The following is a 15323-nucleotide window of genomic DNA, read 5'->3' on the forward strand; positions in this document are numbered from 1 at the left end:
TTGGACCACACCGCCGAAGACCACTACCGGCCCCGAGCCGGCGGACGGACGCGCGCCGGTGGCCGCACACGCCGACACGGCACGTGAAGGCGACCGGAACCGGGCTCCTGGTCCCGGGAGCAGGAGCAGAGTCGGGATCGGGCGGACTGGACTCGGCCCATGGACGACGCGACGTCAGGCGTCCGGGGCCTTGTAGCGGCGCACCCTGTCGGACACGTGGCGGTCGAAAAGGTCCAGCGCATGCGTATCACCACCCAGTAGTTCGTCCACGTCGTCGCTGTCCCACAACAGGACGGTGCGTCCGTTGGGTTCGTGGAGTGCGTGTTTGCGGCATGCCTCGGTGAAGCCCGACATGGAGACGTAGAGGCCAGCGACGATGGACGGCCTCCTGCCCAATTTTCCCGTCAGGTCGGAGAGCGCACGCGGTTGAAGTGCTGGTTTCTGCCAGCGGCACTCGATGATGGCTCGGAAAGGCTTGTGCACGAAGAAGTCGATCTGCTCGCCGTCCCGCTTCTTTCCACGCTCGACCTCGCAGCCGTGCGCAGTGAGCAAATCACCGAACCATGCCTCGAAACGAGTGCCCCGCACCCCGTCCTTCAGTTCCCGGATCTCGGCCAATCGTCCGCGCAGGGATGCGAGGGCCTTCCTGTCGATGCCGCGGCCGGTCAACGCTGCGATCGCGTCCTTCAGTCCTGACATGGTCATCGCGCTCTGGGCATGCCTGTCGGCCGTCTCACGGCCCCAGTGGTGCGCGTTCGAGGTTCCGATGTCCGGAGCGCGGTCGATGTCGAACCGCTGGCCGAGTTCGTAGGTTTCCAAGAGCGTGAAGCCGTCGTCGACGGCCGCGATGTCGCGGACACGCCGTTCGTGGTCGGCTCTGGTCGCCATGTCCCACCGGGCCAGTTGTGGGTCCTCCCAACGCTCCAGCAGCGTCACGACGTCCTGCGGCGCGGGACGGACGAACACCCATTCCCGGACCAACGAAACCACCACCAGGATCTCCACGGGCCCGAGCAGCACGAACGATGCGGCGTGCGCGTCGACGAGTTCCTCGTACAGGTCTTCGACCCTTTGACGATATGCGGTGAGGTGGATCGACCACTGTTGCCGTGTGTACGAGGCCCAGCCCTCGGCATACGCCCGGGACGGCACGAAAACGCTCGCGTCCTCGAAACGAACGGAATCACCGGTCATCCCGCCACCCACCCCTCCGTAACAGCCGGCCGTTGGATCATCGAGACCAGGGTTCCCCAGTCCGCTCCCTGCGGCGGGACTTTCCCGTCGACCGAGGGATCGTGTCGCCGCTTCGGTGAAGCGCCCCCCGCTTTTGGGCGCCGACCGTCGGACCTTCACGTCGACGGCATGCGGCTTTCAGCCGGTTCGGCAACCACCGTCCGAGTCCACCGAATGGGCGGACACGCGGGTGGACGGGGTTCTACCGTCGACGATATGTGGGGTGGACGACGTGGCGAGGCGCCGGAGTTCGGTTTCGGGCGGCGTGGGCGGCCGTTGTGGACCGAGCGCGACCGTGACGCCGAGGACGTGCGCCGGGTGTTGCGGCGGGCGCGGTGTCGGGAGTTCTCCGATCGTCGTGGGGGCTTCGTCGTCGAGGGCGGCGCGGACGGCGGGCCGTTCGCTCTGGCGTGCGCGTCCGAGTCCCTGCCCGGTCGCGGGGAGGTCGCGCGGTACGCGGCTGCGCTGCGCGCGGCCGGGGTATCACGTCGAGCCCGACGCGGACGACGACGCCTCGCTGTCGGTGTGGCGGCCGGGAACGGTGCCCTCTCCGCGCCGGGTCGACCGCGCACCGGCGCGCGAGTTGGTGGCACGCGTGATCCGGACCGTCACGATCCTCGGCGACCCGAACACGCCGCCGACGCAACGCTGGGACCTGGTCCGCAGCGTCAACGCCGCGAAACCGGCCCCGGTCCGCCTCACCCGGCTGTCGGCCCGCGACCGGGCGACCCTGGAAACCGCGCTGCACGACCTGGCCGTCGCGCACGACAGGGACCTGTCGGCCCACACCCTGGTCATCGTCGAACTCCTCGACCGCCTCGCCCAGGCCACCGACCGACCCCGCGACGAAGTGCTCCAGGACGTGGCGCTCGCCTTGGAACAGGCCCTGCCGCCCAAACCGGACCACGGCACGTAACCTCCCGATCCCCCGCGACGCCGGCGGCACGCGACCGCAGGACCGACGGCGGCGCCGAACTCGATCGGCGACCGCGCTCGCCAGGGCCGGTCCGGTCCCGGCCGTCGGCTGGGCACCGCTGGAACCGTATCCCCGAGCGCTGGCCCCTTGGCGGTGCGTGTGCACGGAGTGCGGAACCGAGGGCTCGCCCCGGTACGCGCACCTGAAATCGCGCGGCCGCGCCTGCCGGGTCTGCTCCACGGCGCGTGTCGCGGCGCAGCTGCTCGAGGCGGAACGCCCGCGCGCGCAGACATGCGCGCGGCCGGGGTCTGGAGCCGTTGGAGTCCTTTCCGGGGGCGGGCGCACCGTGGCGGTGTCGGTGTCTGGCTTGTGGTCTGGTGGGCGCGCCCGCATTCGTGGGGGCCGTGTTCCGGCCGTGCTCGTCTGTCGAGGGTCGGCGCGGCAGTACCCGTTGTCACCGACGTGCATCCGCGGGAATCACCGGCGGTGGGTGCTTCCCCGGTTTCCGGGGCGTGGTGGGCCGTACGCGGTCAGACTGGGTCGGGTCCGGGGGGCCTGTGGTCGAGAGGATTCGTCGCGTGTGGGTGGAACCCGAAGTTGGCGTCGATGCGGTGTCCGGGTGGGGCACGGCGGTGACCGCCGGGCTGTTGGAGGTCCACGAGGCGGTGCGGGAGGTGGTCGCGACACCGGCCGTGTTGTGTGTCACCGGCGTGCCCGGGATCGGCAAGACCGACGCCGTCGCCGCCGCGTTGCACGCCCGGCGTGGGGAACGCGACCGGGATGCGGCGTGGTTGACGTTCCGCTCTCGCCCGACGATGCCGACGGTGCGTGACGCGCTGTGGCAGCGGCTGTGGCCGGGGAGGTTGACCCCGCGGTCGCGGGTCGACTTCGAACACGGGGTCACCCGCGCGTTCGAACGCAGCCCCCGCGCCGTGGTCGTCGACCGCGCCGACGTCTTGCCGAAGGACGCGTTGGAGTACTTCGCGGCGTTGGCCGAGGATCGACACGTGGACATCGCCCTGGTCGTGATCGGCTCCCCCGCCTGGGGTATGACGTTGCCGAAAAAGGCGCCGAACCTGTACTCCTTCACCTACCGCCGGGTGCGTTTGGAGCCGTTGACGGACACCGAGGCGGTCACGGTCGTCCCGGACCTGCACCCGGTGTGGGCCGACACCACGGCTCGAGAGATCACCGACCTGAACCGGCATGTCGCGGGGACACTGCACGGGTGGCACCAGGTCACCGCGCGCCGACTCGCCGCCGCGCCCACTCCCGCGTCGGGTGCGTAGCGCGTTCACCGAAGGCGGACCATCGCGTATCGAGGCCGACGGGAATTCCGACGGAGCACGGGAGTTCCGCCGCTGATCGCCACGGTCCCGGCAGACGATGTTCGTCCGGTTCGGGTGAACCGCCCACGCCGGTGGCCTGATCGGTGCGACGGGGTGCTCCGGGGTTGGGGATCGTCACCGGCTCGGGAAGGGCCGGTTCTCGTTCTCGCCGGGGCGGCAGCCGCTTTCGGTCTCGCTTGCCGCGGCGGCCAGCCATGTGCGACACGCGTCGTGGAAGTCCTTGCGCAGTGCGGAAAGCGCGTTCTCGAATGCGGTGGTCGCGGGATCGAGGAGGTACACGCCGTCCTCGAACTCTTCGAAGCCGATCTTCTCCCAGCCGGCGGTGATCCTGGCCGTGATCCGGTCCCACCGTTCCTGGCTCGGCTCCCAGCCGGCCTCGCGGTCGGAGATCCCGGGCATGCAGGCGACGGCCCTGGCTCCCGGGCGCAGCCGGTCGATCGCCTCCGCGGCCAGGATCGGGCCCAGGCCGAGCCCGCGCCACGGTCTGTCCAGGACGACCCGATCCATGACCAGCAGGTCGGATCCGGTGAACTCCAGGCATTTGTCGGCTCGTTCGCGGAAGTCTCCACTGTTCTGGTCGAGCAATGCGCAGGCGATCAGGTGGAGTTCGTGGGTCTCCTCCTCCATCGCCCGCCACGCGTTCGTTTCCTGGTACAGGTGGATCCGGAAGAACTGCATCCGGCCCACCTCGATGCCGTACTCCTCGTATACCGGGCAGTCGGCGTCGTCGCAGTACTCCGGGCAGCGGGTGTCGTCATGCACCTCGTAGCCGTGTCGCACGATCACGCTCCAGCGCTCGATCGTGCGGTCGTGGGAAACGTCGCGCACCGGGTGCCGCAACGAGTACTCGAGGTGCAATGCGGACGGGTCGCCGGGCAGGCGTCGTGCTGTCGTGGTCACCTCGTCAGCCTAGGGCCGGGCCCGGAACCGAGTGGCTCGTCGCCAGGACTCGCCTCGCCGGGGCCGGCGTATGCCGCGTTTCGTCCGCTCCCGGCCGCGATGACGCCGTCGATGCGCGTGTTCACGGTGCGGACGGACCGGTCGGCGCCCCCGCGTTCGGGGGACGCCGGCCGCGCCCTCCACGTCGTGGCGCACCGGGCAAAGGAGTACGTCCCGCCGGGTGCGGTGGTCCGAGTCGCGTCCTCGCCCGTGGCGTGGCCCGTCGTTGCGCACTCTCGGCCTGGGGCATGGGTCGCTTCGGTCGCTGGTTGTCGGAGAGGGGCGGCCGGACGGTCGCCGAACGGCTCCGAGACAAGTGGGGGCGGTGACCGGGTGGCGACGAGCGGTCGGCCGACGCACCGCGGGCCGGAGGCATTGCCAACCGTGTCCCGGATGTCATCCAGAGCCGTTAGTTTTTCGGTCCCCGGAATACGGGAGCCGGGCGCGAGGCTGGCGCCCGGGTATCGAGCTGTGACCGCGAACTCCGGTACATGGAAAGGCAGTGTCGGGTTCGTCGGGCAGTGAGCCGTGCCGTGGATCAGGCACACGCGTGGGATTCCACGTGTCCCGGGTCGGCGGCTTCGACGAGGCGCGAGTCGGACAACTCCCAGGCGTGCCGGTACGCGGCCGGGCCGCGGGTCACCTCGACGGGAACGGGTGGCAGAGCCGGGTTCCTTGCCTCGGTGGCGGCTGCGGGAGTCGGCTTCGCCTTCGCCCCATGGAGGCAGTTCATGGGTGTGACGGCGAAGGGGCGGCCGTTGTTGGTCACCAGGAGATGTCCCGGTTTGTTCCGGATGCGGTAGTCGATGCGAATGTCGAACGACACGGCGTGCGTCGTGGTGATGGATCTGATCATCAGGACGTCTTCCCGATCGTTGAGTGTCAGGGTCTTGCCCTGGAAGAAGAGACCCCCCGGACGGGGCTGCAGGTCGTCGCCCTCGACCGCCACGCGTGCGCGCGGTTCGATCTCGTCGAGATCGAACATCATCTTCAGGGTCGTCCCGGAATCCTGAGGCGGTACGTTCACCAGGGTCCCGGCGTAGGGCGCGGTGCGTCGGATGTCGACCGGGCGGATCTCGTCCACCTCGATCGGCTCTCCTCGTGCGGACGTCAGCGGGACACGCAAGGTGAGTCGCCCCAACTCGGCTCCTCCGGCCACTCGCAGTTCGGCGGCCAGCCGGTCGAAGGTGTAGGAGTCGTCGTACGGGGGTCCCAGTGTCCAGCGACGCATGTACGCCTGCTGTTCCGGAGTCGGCTCGACGCCGACGGGCAAGGCGAGAAGCCAGCCGTTGTCCTGGAATTGCACCGTGTAGCGGATGTCGGGTTCGACCTGGGCGGAACGTCGAGTCGCCTGTTTCCGCTCCCACGGAACCACGGGGTGGTCCTGGAACCGCGAGGCCGGTCACGGTGCCCACCAGGACGGCGGCGATCCCCACCCTGCCCCGCGTGATCCACGGGAAGGACCGCGGCGCATCCTTCGGGAAGGACGCGGGCGATCCGGCGCTCTCGCCGGCCGGGGACGCGGAACTCGACACCGGGTGCGCGACCGGTCTGCTGGGGAGAGCGCGCGCGTCGTCGACGAACCCACCATGTACACCACGCCCTCGCCCGGGCCGGCGTTGCGCCTCCGCGGCGGCCCGAAGCTCGAAGAGGTCCGGCAAGGGCCTGCGATTCGGATTCTTGGCCGCGAGCTCTTGGAGTCGTTCCACCAGGAACCGAAACACCGGAGAGTCGCCCGGGACCACCGGTCGGTCCGCCTGGAACCACTCGCTCAGCGACGCCTTCCTCAGCGACACCCGTGGTTCACGGCGCGCTCCGGCATCGATGAGGCTCTGATAGGACGGATTTCCGGCGTCCTCGCGCAGGACACGCAGAGCGGTCTTGAACGCCTCCACGGCGGCGCCGCTACGCGTCACGGGCAGCTCGCGACCGTTCGGCGCGTGCGACCCGAACCCCGCCCCGGACACTTTCTCATCCGACATCCCGCCAGCGTAGATGTGCCGTTAGCCGCGCGCAGCCACTCGCCGAACCCCTTCCCCGAACTCCCCGGATTGGTCCCACCACCCGGCCCGCATCGGCCGGACCGACCCGCAAGGAGACACGATGAACCACCGGCGCCCCCACCACTCGACCCAAGAGACCGACCCCGCCCCCGCGTCGACGCCTCGAACCGCCTCAGGACTGCGAGGGCCGATCCTCTCCGGCACCGCCTCGGGCATCGCGCGGGCCGTCCTCGACTGGATCATCGGCCGGATCACCGACACCCGGTGAGACACCCGACCCGACGACCCGTGCCGAACCTTCGGCCCGACCTTCCCGAACGGGGCGACGAAGAACGACGGTTCGGCGCGAAGACACCGAGTGCTTCACTCGTGTCCCGAACGTGTTCCGTCCCGACGGCGGCGCGCCGTCACCCGCCGAAGGGTTGCGGGTGTACCGGCAGCGGTATCCATCGCAAAGGGCGCAAAAAGTCACTCCACGCGTGGGTGACGGCCGCGGTAGGAGAGGACGCGTTGGGCGACGAGTTCCTCGAGGACCATCTCCGGAAGGCACACGCGGTGTTCGACGTGCCCGGCCGCGCGGATCACGTCGTAGCGCTCGTCGTCCAAGTCCACGTTGAACAGAATGTTGGTGTCGAAGAAGATGACGCCACCGCGCCACCCGAGAGGGCGGGCGGATCAGGCCGCAGGGCCTTCCCCGGCATGGCTCGTCGGTCGCGCGACCGGCCCCTGGGTTCGGCGCGACGCGGCACAGGTGTCCGCAACGTGGTGGACGAGTGGATGGGGTGTCCGGTGTCGCGGGCTTGTCGTTGCCATCGCGGTTTGCGGAATCAGCGGGCGACGAGTTTGACGACGGTGACCAGCAACACCGACCGGGACACCTGGTAGGTGATGATGGCCACACCGCCGACCTGGGTAATCCGGTGGTCGTCGCTCCCGCCGCCCGGGTACGGCTTCGAGCCGGCTCCGTACGGGTCCCGGGCGACGGCGGTGATGCCGTTGTCGAACGCAGCCCGGGTCTTCGCGTCCATCGCCCGCAGCTCGGCCTGCGGCGGGTTCGTGTACTCGATCCGGTACGTCACCGCTCGCCCGTCCGGCCCGACCAGCCCCGAGCCTCGTCGGAGACCGGATCGGCCGGACGGGACTGAAGTGTGCCGGCGTCGGCGGCCCGCAGGTCCGCGATCACCTGCGGGTCGTGCCCGCAGGTGGCGATGCCCCACCACAGGAACAACAGGTCGTCCACCGCACCCAGTTCAGCGTCCGCGAGCTCCTCCTCGAACGCGGCGCGCTGCTCCTGGTCGAGGGCACGGCGGACCCCGCGAATCGTCCGCGGCACCGGTGGACCCGCCGGCGCGTGTTCCGGCTGAGCACTCATGTCGTCCCCTCGACGCGAGATGGGCGAAGCCCCTTCCGAAGCCACGGTACCTGCCGGTCCGCGCCGCGGTCATCGGCTCGGGCGGGCCGGCGTCGGCCAGCCCGCGTTTCGACGAACGCGACCGCCTCGGGGCCTGCTTTGCCGCCGGTCGGCATGAGGGCTCGCAGCCGACCAACGGCCGGTCCCCGTCAAAATCCGACCCGGACCCCGACGGTCGTCCGGCGCCGTCACGTTCGCCGGCGCCGTGGTCGACCGCATCGAGATCGGACATCGCTCACCGTTCACTGTGGAAAAAGCGGTCGGCTCTCCGCGTGGGCGCAGCCCGTCGTGAGCCGGTCGATCAGCCGGTGACCGGTGCCGGTGCGGGAATGGACCATCGGCGGCCGGTCGTAGCATCGCCCGCCCAGACGAACTGCTCCCCCATGGTGATCGTGAAGCCGTGGTCCCAGCGGCGGATCCGGCCGTCTCGCTCCCACGCGTCCCACGCCGCCTCGATCTCGTCCACCAGGCGCCGAGGACCACCGTGACCGGCGCGGATCCGGCCGTCGGGCAGCGTGGTGAGCACCGCCCACGATCGGGCGCCGTCGTGGATCCACGCGTTGACGCCGTCCTCGTCGGTGTCGGTGGTGTACACGACGTCGGGCAGCGCGACGCGCAACGCCCACAGCAGGTCCCGATCGGTGTGCAGCGGCGCCGCGTCGCGAGCGAGCAGGCGCTCGCCCTCCGCGGCGTGGCCGGCGCGGATCTCATCGAACTCCGGGACGGGGGCGGTGTCTCGGGCCGGCATGAACTGGGCCAAGCCCTGCAGCCACCCGGTCGCCGAGCGGCCGTCGGCGGCCGCGGTCACGGCGAAATGCCCTAACCGGCCCCACGGGAACACCAGATCCCCACCCGGGCGCAGTTGTTCGATCCACCTCCAGGGGACGCGGTCGACGGCATAGGTGGCGATCACACGATCGTACGGGCCGGTGTCGGGGTGGCCGAGGGCGCCGTCGCCGCAGACGACGGTGGTGGTGTCGGCGAAGCCGGCCCCGGCCAGGGTGGCGCGGGCGTTCGCGGCGAGATCGGGGGCGGCTTCCACGGTGGTCACGTGCCCCGTGGGGCCGACGCGGTGTGCGAGGAGGGCGGCGTTCCAGCCGGTGCCGGTGCCCAACTCCAGGATCCTGTGGCCGGGTTCGACGTCGAGGGCGTCGAGCATGCCCGCCACCACCGACGTGCACGACAGGCTGGAGGACGGGCGACCGGCGGTGATCTCGGTGATCGCCGCGTCGTACGGGCCCGCGTACACCAGCCGAGCCCAGGCGCTCGGGTCGGCGTCGCGGTCGACGGGGACGTAGGCGTGGCCGTCCCAGTCCCACAGCCGGTCCGGCGCGAACACGTGCCGTGGGAGCGCCTCGACGGCGTCGCGCACCCACGGCGCGTGCTTCGGCCACGACCGACGGGCGTCCATCGCCTCCATCGCGCGGTGACGATGCGCGTCGAGGTCGGAGGCGGGGTTCGTCACGGCTTGGGCTTCCGGTGTTGGCCGTCCGGCTCCGGTTCCTCCGGGACCTGGCCGTCCTTGTTCCCCGGCGGCGGCTTGCCCTTCGACGGATCCGGATCCGGCTTGTTGTGCTCGCCCACGTCCCGCCCCCTTCCCGTCGCGTCACGGTGCGGAGTTTCATGATGACGTACGGTCGGGCGGGCAGGGAAGCGTTCGGCCGCAGTCGGCGCGCGGAAGCCGGCAGGACTTCACCGACCCGATACGTAATTCCTCACCGCATGCCTCGCGGGAACATTCCTCACACGCCGCCCGGAATCGCAGGTGTGTCCTCGCCCGAAGTTCATGCCGCCGGGGCGGGGTCGCGCCGGAAGGGCCCGCCGAGTTCGACGGCCGCCTCCCCAAGCCGCAACACGCTCACGTCCGACTCGTCGCGCCCGGCCAGGTGCACCGCCCCGTCGATCGCGACCGCGCCGGTGGGGAGGATCGTCCCCATGCGTTCGCCGTCGTGGCCGCGGTCCCAGCGCAGGCATCGGGTGGTGTTGCTACGGCGGGGCGGCACGAGACGCGCACGCGATCCGAAGGCGTTCCACCACAGTCCGGCGCGGGCCATCAGCGCGCTGCGCAACGCGGTGCACGCGGTCGGACGCCAGTGGTCCGCGGAACGTTCCTCGACGGGGGTCACGGCCGCTTCCTCCCACACGGGACGGCGATGACGCATGGCGGGGTGGTCCGACACGAACACCCTCGTGGTCCCACTCCTGGCGGGCGGAGCGTGTCGAGCCGGGCGAGGTCTCGCGCAGTTCCAGCAGGTCGCCGGTCGGCAGGTGTTCGAGGAGGATGCCGCGGCCGGTGAGTTCGCGAAGGCGCAGTACCCCGCCGCGATCAGGTTCGTTCATCCGGCCCATGGCACCTCGGCTGAGTAGGTGCACCAGGCTCCCGACCGACGACCGGCCCGAAGGCGTGCGAAAACGAACACGAAACCGCACGCAAAAGCTCGGCGGGGAACCCGAGGAGCACCACACGAGGGGACGGGACGGACGCGGTGCGCTTCGACGTCGATCGCCCACCCCCGGAATGACGGCCCGTCATCACGGGCCCTCGGTCAGGGCTATTCGTCGGTCCACGGGTACGTCGTCGTCACGAGCGGTGGCGGGGGCTCGTGTGCAACAGGACGTCCAGGGCCTCCTCGACGCGGCCGAGGTCGACGAGGTGGTGGGCGAGGTCGTGGCCGATCCTGCGGTCGTGCCCCTGGAGGACGGTGACGGCCTCCTCGGTGCGCCCAACACCGGCGAGCAGGCGCGCGATGTCCTCCGCCGCGTACCAGGTGTCGCCCTCGGGGTGGGCGCGGGCGCGTTCGACCGCCTCGTCGACGCCGCCGCAGGCTGCGATCAGCGGCAACCGTACGCGACACAACTCCCACTCCTCCTCGCCCCCACACCGGACCCGGAGGGCATCGAGGTGGGCCAAGCCCTCGGCGGGGCGACCCCGGCCCAGGCACAACTCGGACAAGGCGTGGAGAATCCAGTCGTCGCCGGGGTGGGCGTCGGCCACGGCGCGCATCACGGCGATCGCCTCCTCTCCCCGTCCGTGCCGGGTCAAAAGCTGCGCGAGATCGTAGGCCACATTCGGGTCCCGGGCCGCGGAGCCGTCGGTCGGCCCGTACACGGCGATCGCCCTGTCCACGTCGCCGCCCTTCTCCAGCAGTTCCGCCAACTGCCGTACTGCCTCCTCGTGTCCGTCGCGCGCGGCGTAGGCGCGTAGGTCCTCGACCCGGCCGTGTCGGGCCAACAGGTCGGCGAGTTGGTCTCGCCCGTTGACGGAGACGATCTGCCGGCGGTGGAGCAGGGTGACGGCCTCGTCGATGCGGCCCTGGCGTTCGCCGATCGTCGCGAGCAGGCTCAGCGCCGTGTCGGGGTCGAGGCCGCGGCGGCACCACGGCCCGTCGCAGCGATGGTCGGGCCGCATCAGGCCGGCGAGCAGCGCGGCGGCCTCCTCGTCGCGGCCCGCGACATGGGCGACGTCGACCAGGGCGGTGGCGACCACCCAGTCGTCGACATGCGGCACGAGCAGGTCGAACGCCTCCCCGGCGCGGCCGTGCCGGGCGAGCAGCCTCGTATAGGCATCCAAGGCCATCGGGTGCCCGGCCTCCATGCGCTTTCGGGTGATGTCGATCGCCTCGTCGACCCGGCCCCAACCCTCCAGCAACCCCGCCGCGCCAACAACGGCCGTCCACCAACCCGTTGCCACATACGGGGCCAGAAGCTCCCACGCATCGCCCTCCCGGCCCCGATCACCCAGCGCCCCTGCCCACGCCAACGCGCAGAACCACTGCCCGCGCCCGGCCTGCGCCTCCACCACGTCGGCACGGCCTCGCTCGAGCAACCGCGAGGCGAGTTCCGGCGGAACGCAGCCGGACCGCGTCCGGGCCCGGAAGTCGAGATCGTTGACGTCCACGACCGGGCACCGTAGCGCCCGACCCCGACACGGAGCCGACAGCACCGACGACTTCGCGTCGGACCGATGGAGACCACCGGCAGGACCCCGCGCCGGGTCGTGGGTCGGCGCCGCGGGACCGGTTTGGACCGAGGGGTTGTCCGCGTGCCGACGTATCGACGCGGGTCCTCCCTCGGCCGGGACCGGCACACGTCCGGTGTAGCGCGGGGCAGCGAGTGGGACCTGTTCGTGAACCGGCTGCGCAGCGCGCCGGTGGCGATGGCGTCCATTCCCGGACACCTGCCCGCGCTGCGCGCGGCCGTCGCCATGATCCGGATCCCCGCGACCAGCGAACCGTCACCCCCCCTACGGCGACGACCTGACCGCATCGTCGTCGACGAGAGCCGCATGGAGGAGATGAGCGAGGCACACGTCCCGGTGACCACGGAGTTCGGCCCCGGCATCCTGGTCTGGTCCAACTCCGACTGACCCCCCGCCACCGGGCACGCAGGCACGGCCACATCGGCAAGGACCGGACCGTGTCCCCGGCACGCGACGACCGCCCGCCCCGGGCGCGCCTCGGGTCCAGGACCCGGGGCCTGCGATAGACGCGTTCCATCACGGCGGTGTCGACGGCGTCGGCGACTTTCGCGCCGTCGAAGCGGGTGGTGCGCGGCGGTCGGAGCCCGTCGTTCGCGTGGTCGACCGTCCCATCGTGGGCGGGTGACGCCCCACGACGTCAGACCAGGGGATCGCCGTTGCCCGGGTACTCCTCGGAGGGGAGCGAGTCCCATTCGGTGTTCGCGCCGTCGCGCGTGACCATGAACAACGGGCGCGATCGCATGACCGACCCGACCGTTTGCTCGCACATCACGATCCCGGAATCGTCCGGTCCGGCGTAGCCCGCGTGCGAGTAGCGAAGCCAGACGCCCCGTGTCCGGGCGTACGCGATCGCCTCGTTCTCCAGCTCCGTTCGGTCCCTGCCGACCAGCGCGATTCCGTCGTAGGCGACTTGGGGGCCGTGTTCGGCGTCGACGGCGACGCAGAACAGCCCCGCAGCCCGGCTGACGTACGCCGTGACCGCGGGCGGTGAGGAAGCGGGCTCGCGGCGGCGGACCTCGATCCTCCACGTCCGGGAGAAGGTCGTGTGGCCCGGCGCGCAGTCGCCGACGCTCGTCCGGCCGGGTGTCCCGGCCGCCGCCTCGACCGTTTCGTCGACGGTCATGCCGAACCGGAGCGGGCCGACGCCGACGGCGGGCGCATAGACCCACTCGTCCCATCCGGCGGGCCCGGCCCCGAACACCGCAGCCGCGGTCGCCCCCGTGAAGGCATCCGAGACCCGCCGCCTCGCGGACCAGGCACCGTCCGGCCCCCGGGTCGGCGGCCCCTCCGGCACGCCCGCACCCGCGAGGACGTCCTCGACCGGTGGACGCGGGGGTCGGTCGGCGAGGACCTCCTCGAGGTTCTCGTGCTCGTACCGTTCGATCGCGTACACCAACGTCTTGTACACGTCCTCGGCCAATCGGGGCCCCCACCCCCTGCGACGGGCGTCGTCCGCCGCGAAGACGGCGGCGACCGCCCGGGTGTACGCGTCGAAATCGGCGAGCGGGGCGCCGGGCACCCGAGGATCGGTCACGGGAACGATCATCACCGATGACCCCGACACACACCCGAGGCCACGTCGAACGCCGGGTCGACGACCGCACCTTCCCCGGCCGCCACTGGCATCGACGCACCCGTCGAGATCGCTCCGGGGCCTCCCCCGCCCGCATCGGAGTGACACTCCCGTCGGCCTCACCCCACAACGGGACCCACGACGACGCCCGATCGCTCGACCACCTCCTCCTCACACCGGGCACCGGACCCTAAGGTCCGGGACCGGAGGCAGGGGTCCGGCTCATGGGCGGGTTCGTCGCGTCCGGTGCGCCCCGAGGGCCGTCGCTGCCTACGGTGACGGCGGAGCCCTCGCGACGTCGGCCGGGAGCCACGAGGGCCCTTGGAGACCAACCCCGCCGCGCCGTTCCGGGACCGCATCGGCGCCACGATGCCTGCGACGATCATCGCGCTCCCCGAGCACGGCGCCGCCGTGAGCGCCCTCTCGGACTTTCTCGTGAGCGGCCTGGCGCTGACCGACGAGGATCGCGCGACGGCGCGCGAGGGCGACAGAGTCCACATCAGGATCTGCGCAGTCGACCTCGGAACCGAACCCGGAACCCACCGGGTGACCGTCGCCACGCCGTGAGGCCGACGAAGCGCACGTCGGCGGGCGGCGTGGCGCCCGAGATGGGCGGCAAATGCGTCGGGTCGGGCCGGTGGGGGTCCGTTTCGGTCTCGACGACGTTGCCGCCGAAGGCAAGTCGTGTTCTCCGGCGCCGATGCGACAGTGGCCCATTGCCGCGCATCCGCTCGATCTCCCGAACGAGGATGACGCGATGCGGGCGCCGAGCGACGCCCGCCCGGGGTAGGGAGTTGCGCATGCCGTCAACCGGGTCGGGTCGGAGTCGAGTCCCGGAACCCCGGCCGCGGAGGGACGTCGCGTGGGCGCGGTCGGTTCCGGACCGCGTCGAACGGCCCTCAGTCGATCCACACCACCATGGCCAGGTCCCGTCGGGCGGCTTCCGCGTAGAACGCCCGCAGCCGGTCCAACGCGCCCGTCACATAGGGCACGAGCCCGATTCCGGCCATGAGAGCGACGATGTCCTCGACGCGGAATCGGAACACGGTGGCGGTCTCCTCCGCGGTCGGGGGTATCGCGGCGAGGACCCGGTCGGCGTCGATGGCGTCCAGTGCGGCGGCGATTTCGGCGACGGCCCCGGGGGCAAGGAGGGCGGGTGGCTCGCTCATGCCGCCGTAGACCCCGTCGTGGTCCAGGAAGGCGATGTCTCCGCCGGGGTCGCCGTCCAGGGCACGGTCGATCGCCGCCACCGACGCGGATTCGAGGCCGGCCCGACGAAACAGCGCCGGCAAGGGCCAGGCGTCCCAGTTCAGGTCGAGGCAGTCGTCCACGGGCGGATCCCAACCCGGATCACCCGTGGAGGACTCGGCCGCCCGCCGACAACAGGCCTCGATATGCGCCGGAGTCACCCTCGCGAACTGCTGTGTCAACGCCACCGGCACAGTCTTGCGCACCCCTGCGGTCACGTCGCCGGAAATAGTCTCCACCGTCTCGTGATGCCCGCGGGAACGTGGAACACGTCACCGTCGACGGCGCCGGGCGCGGTGAATCCGGGCGTCGCACCCATCGACGCACGACAGCGACCGGCGAGATCGCCGACCACGCGGGCGGCCTTCGGACCCACGAGCCGGTTGTCCTGGCCAGCGTTGTTCGAGCGTACCGTCGGGTTCCGCCACGCGCACCGCTGCGGCCTCGTTCCCGCCGTCGCCGGGGATCGCGAAGGGCGTGGGTGAATTCGGAACGATCCAGGCATCGGCTCGACCGGCGTCGCAGATCCGCAACTCGCGCACCCAGGCGATGTGTTCGTTCGCCGAAGGCTGCTCCGGGATCGCGAGGCGCTCGAACGGCTCGGACGTCACGATCGCCTCCACCCATGCCTGTGCCGAATGACCCCTGTGTGCCACCGGACACCGACGTCAT

At 71.1% G+C, this 15323-nt stretch carries 17 protein-coding genes; 5 read left to right on the top strand and 12 right to left on the bottom strand.

The annotated features are described in order from the left end of the window. Positions 1–174: 174 nt before the first annotated feature. The gene (locus ACH4XV_RS41810; RefSeq protein ID WP_395798729.1) at positions 175–1194 is read right to left on the bottom strand and encodes a restriction endonuclease; all 1020 of its coding nucleotides are present in this window, start codon (positions 1192–1194) and stop codon (positions 175–177) included. Between the two features lie 634 nt (positions 1195–1828). Here ACH4XV_RS41810 and ACH4XV_RS41815 point away from each other — a divergent pair. Beyond that, positions 1829–2149: a hypothetical protein gene (locus ACH4XV_RS41815; RefSeq protein WP_395798730.1), complete on the top strand. Its 321-nt coding sequence runs from the start codon at positions 1829–1831 to the stop codon at positions 2147–2149. Between the two features lie 584 nt (positions 2150–2733). Next, positions 2734–3438 carry an AAA family ATPase gene (locus tag ACH4XV_RS41820; protein WP_395798731.1) on the top strand — a complete coding sequence of 235 codons (705 nt, stop codon included), beginning with the start codon at positions 2734–2736 and terminating at the stop codon, positions 3436–3438. Positions 3439–3612: 174 nt separating this feature from the next. On the opposite strand, the gene ACH4XV_RS41825 is transcribed toward ACH4XV_RS41820, so the two are convergent. Together ACH4XV_RS41825 and ACH4XV_RS41830 are read right to left on the bottom strand one after the other, a co-directional pair. Next, entirely contained in the window at positions 3613–4398 is a 786-nt protein-coding gene (locus tag ACH4XV_RS41825) for a hypothetical protein (RefSeq protein WP_395798732.1), read from the bottom strand. 577 nt (positions 4399–4975) lie between these two features. Further along, positions 4976–5812, bottom strand: a complete 837-nt coding sequence (locus tag ACH4XV_RS41830; protein ID WP_395798733.1) for a hypothetical protein — start codon at positions 5810–5812, stop codon at positions 4976–4978. 728 nt (positions 5813–6540) lie between these two features. Between ACH4XV_RS41830 and ACH4XV_RS41835 the strand changes: the two genes are divergently transcribed. Continuing rightward, positions 6541–6708: a hypothetical protein gene (locus ACH4XV_RS41835; RefSeq protein WP_395798734.1), complete on the top strand. Its 168-nt coding sequence runs from the start codon at positions 6541–6543 to the stop codon at positions 6706–6708. Between the two features lie 200 nt (positions 6709–6908). Here ACH4XV_RS41835 and ACH4XV_RS41840 read toward each other — a convergent pair whose 3' ends face one another. The 7 genes from ACH4XV_RS41840 to ACH4XV_RS41870 form a co-directional block, all read right to left on the bottom strand. Next, on the bottom strand, positions 6909–7052 hold the full coding sequence (locus ACH4XV_RS41840) for a hypothetical protein (protein WP_395798735.1): 144 nt from the start codon (positions 7050–7052) through the stop codon (positions 6909–6911). Positions 7053–7267: 215 nt separating this feature from the next. Beyond that, complete coding sequence (locus ACH4XV_RS41845) at positions 7268–7519, bottom strand: type II toxin-antitoxin system RelE/ParE family toxin (protein WP_395798736.1); 252 nt, start codon at positions 7517–7519, stop codon at positions 7268–7270. Further along, a complete protein-coding gene (locus ACH4XV_RS41850; protein WP_395798737.1) occupies positions 7516–7812 on the bottom strand; it encodes a hypothetical protein in 297 nt (98 codons plus the stop codon). The genes ACH4XV_RS41845 and ACH4XV_RS41850 overlap by 4 nt, the downstream gene beginning before the upstream one ends. A gap of 340 nt (positions 7813–8152) precedes the next feature. Further along, complete coding sequence (locus ACH4XV_RS41855; protein WP_395798738.1) at positions 8153–9316, bottom strand: methyltransferase domain-containing protein; 1164 nt, start codon at positions 9314–9316, stop codon at positions 8153–8155. After that, on the bottom strand, positions 9313–9435 hold the full coding sequence (locus tag ACH4XV_RS41860) for a hypothetical protein (protein WP_395798739.1): 123 nt from the start codon (positions 9433–9435) through the stop codon (positions 9313–9315). The genes ACH4XV_RS41855 and ACH4XV_RS41860 overlap by 4 nt, the downstream gene beginning before the upstream one ends. A gap of 200 nt (positions 9436–9635) precedes the next feature. Then, the gene (locus ACH4XV_RS41865; RefSeq protein ID WP_395798741.1) at positions 9636–9977 is read right to left on the bottom strand and encodes a hypothetical protein; all 342 of its coding nucleotides are present in this window, start codon (positions 9975–9977) and stop codon (positions 9636–9638) included. A gap of 455 nt (positions 9978–10432) precedes the next feature. After that, complete coding sequence (locus tag ACH4XV_RS41870) at positions 10433–11749, bottom strand: tetratricopeptide repeat protein (RefSeq protein WP_395798743.1); 1317 nt, start codon at positions 11747–11749, stop codon at positions 10433–10435. A 144-nt stretch (positions 11750–11893) separates the two neighbouring features. On the opposite strand from ACH4XV_RS41870, the gene ACH4XV_RS41875 reads away from it, so the two are divergent. Next, positions 11894–12217: a DUF6210 family protein gene (locus ACH4XV_RS41875; protein WP_395798745.1), complete on the top strand. Its 324-nt coding sequence runs from the start codon at positions 11894–11896 to the stop codon at positions 12215–12217. A gap of 250 nt (positions 12218–12467) precedes the next feature. Here the strand turns inward: ACH4XV_RS41875 and ACH4XV_RS41880 are convergent, their stop codons facing one another. Further along, positions 12468–13364 (bottom strand): hypothetical protein, encoded by an 897-nt coding sequence (locus tag ACH4XV_RS41880; protein WP_395798747.1) that lies wholly within the window; start codon positions 13362–13364, stop codon positions 12468–12470. A 360-nt stretch (positions 13365–13724) separates the two neighbouring features. Here ACH4XV_RS41880 and ACH4XV_RS41885 point away from each other — a divergent pair, with 360 nt between their 5' ends. After that, entirely contained in the window at positions 13725–13970 is a 246-nt protein-coding gene (locus ACH4XV_RS41885; protein ID WP_395798749.1) for a hypothetical protein, read from the top strand. 332 nt (positions 13971–14302) lie between these two features. On the opposite strand, the gene ACH4XV_RS41890 is transcribed toward ACH4XV_RS41885, so the two are convergent. Continuing rightward, positions 14303–14734, bottom strand: coding sequence for a DUF1877 family protein (locus ACH4XV_RS41890; protein ID WP_395798751.1), 432 nt, complete (start codon positions 14732–14734; stop codon positions 14303–14305). Positions 14735–15323: the final 589 nt, after the last annotated feature.

The sequence above is a fragment of the Embleya sp. NPDC020630 genome (assembly GCF_044334985.1).
Taxonomy (GTDB): Bacteria; Actinomycetota; Actinomycetes; order Streptomycetales; family Streptomycetaceae; genus Embleya.

Coding starts and splice junctions, on each gene's coding strand:
- ACH4XV_RS41810 (WP_395798729.1), bottom strand. CDS start 1,194: ATGACCGGTGATTCCGTTCGTTTCGAGGACGCGAGCGTTTTCGTGCCG.
- ACH4XV_RS41835 (WP_395798734.1), top strand. CDS start 6,541: ATGAACCACCGGCGCCCCCACCACTCGACCCAAGAGACCGACCCCGCC.
- ACH4XV_RS41850 (WP_395798737.1), bottom strand. CDS start 7,812: ATGAGTGCTCAGCCGGAACACGCGCCGGCGGGTCCACCGGTGCCGCGG.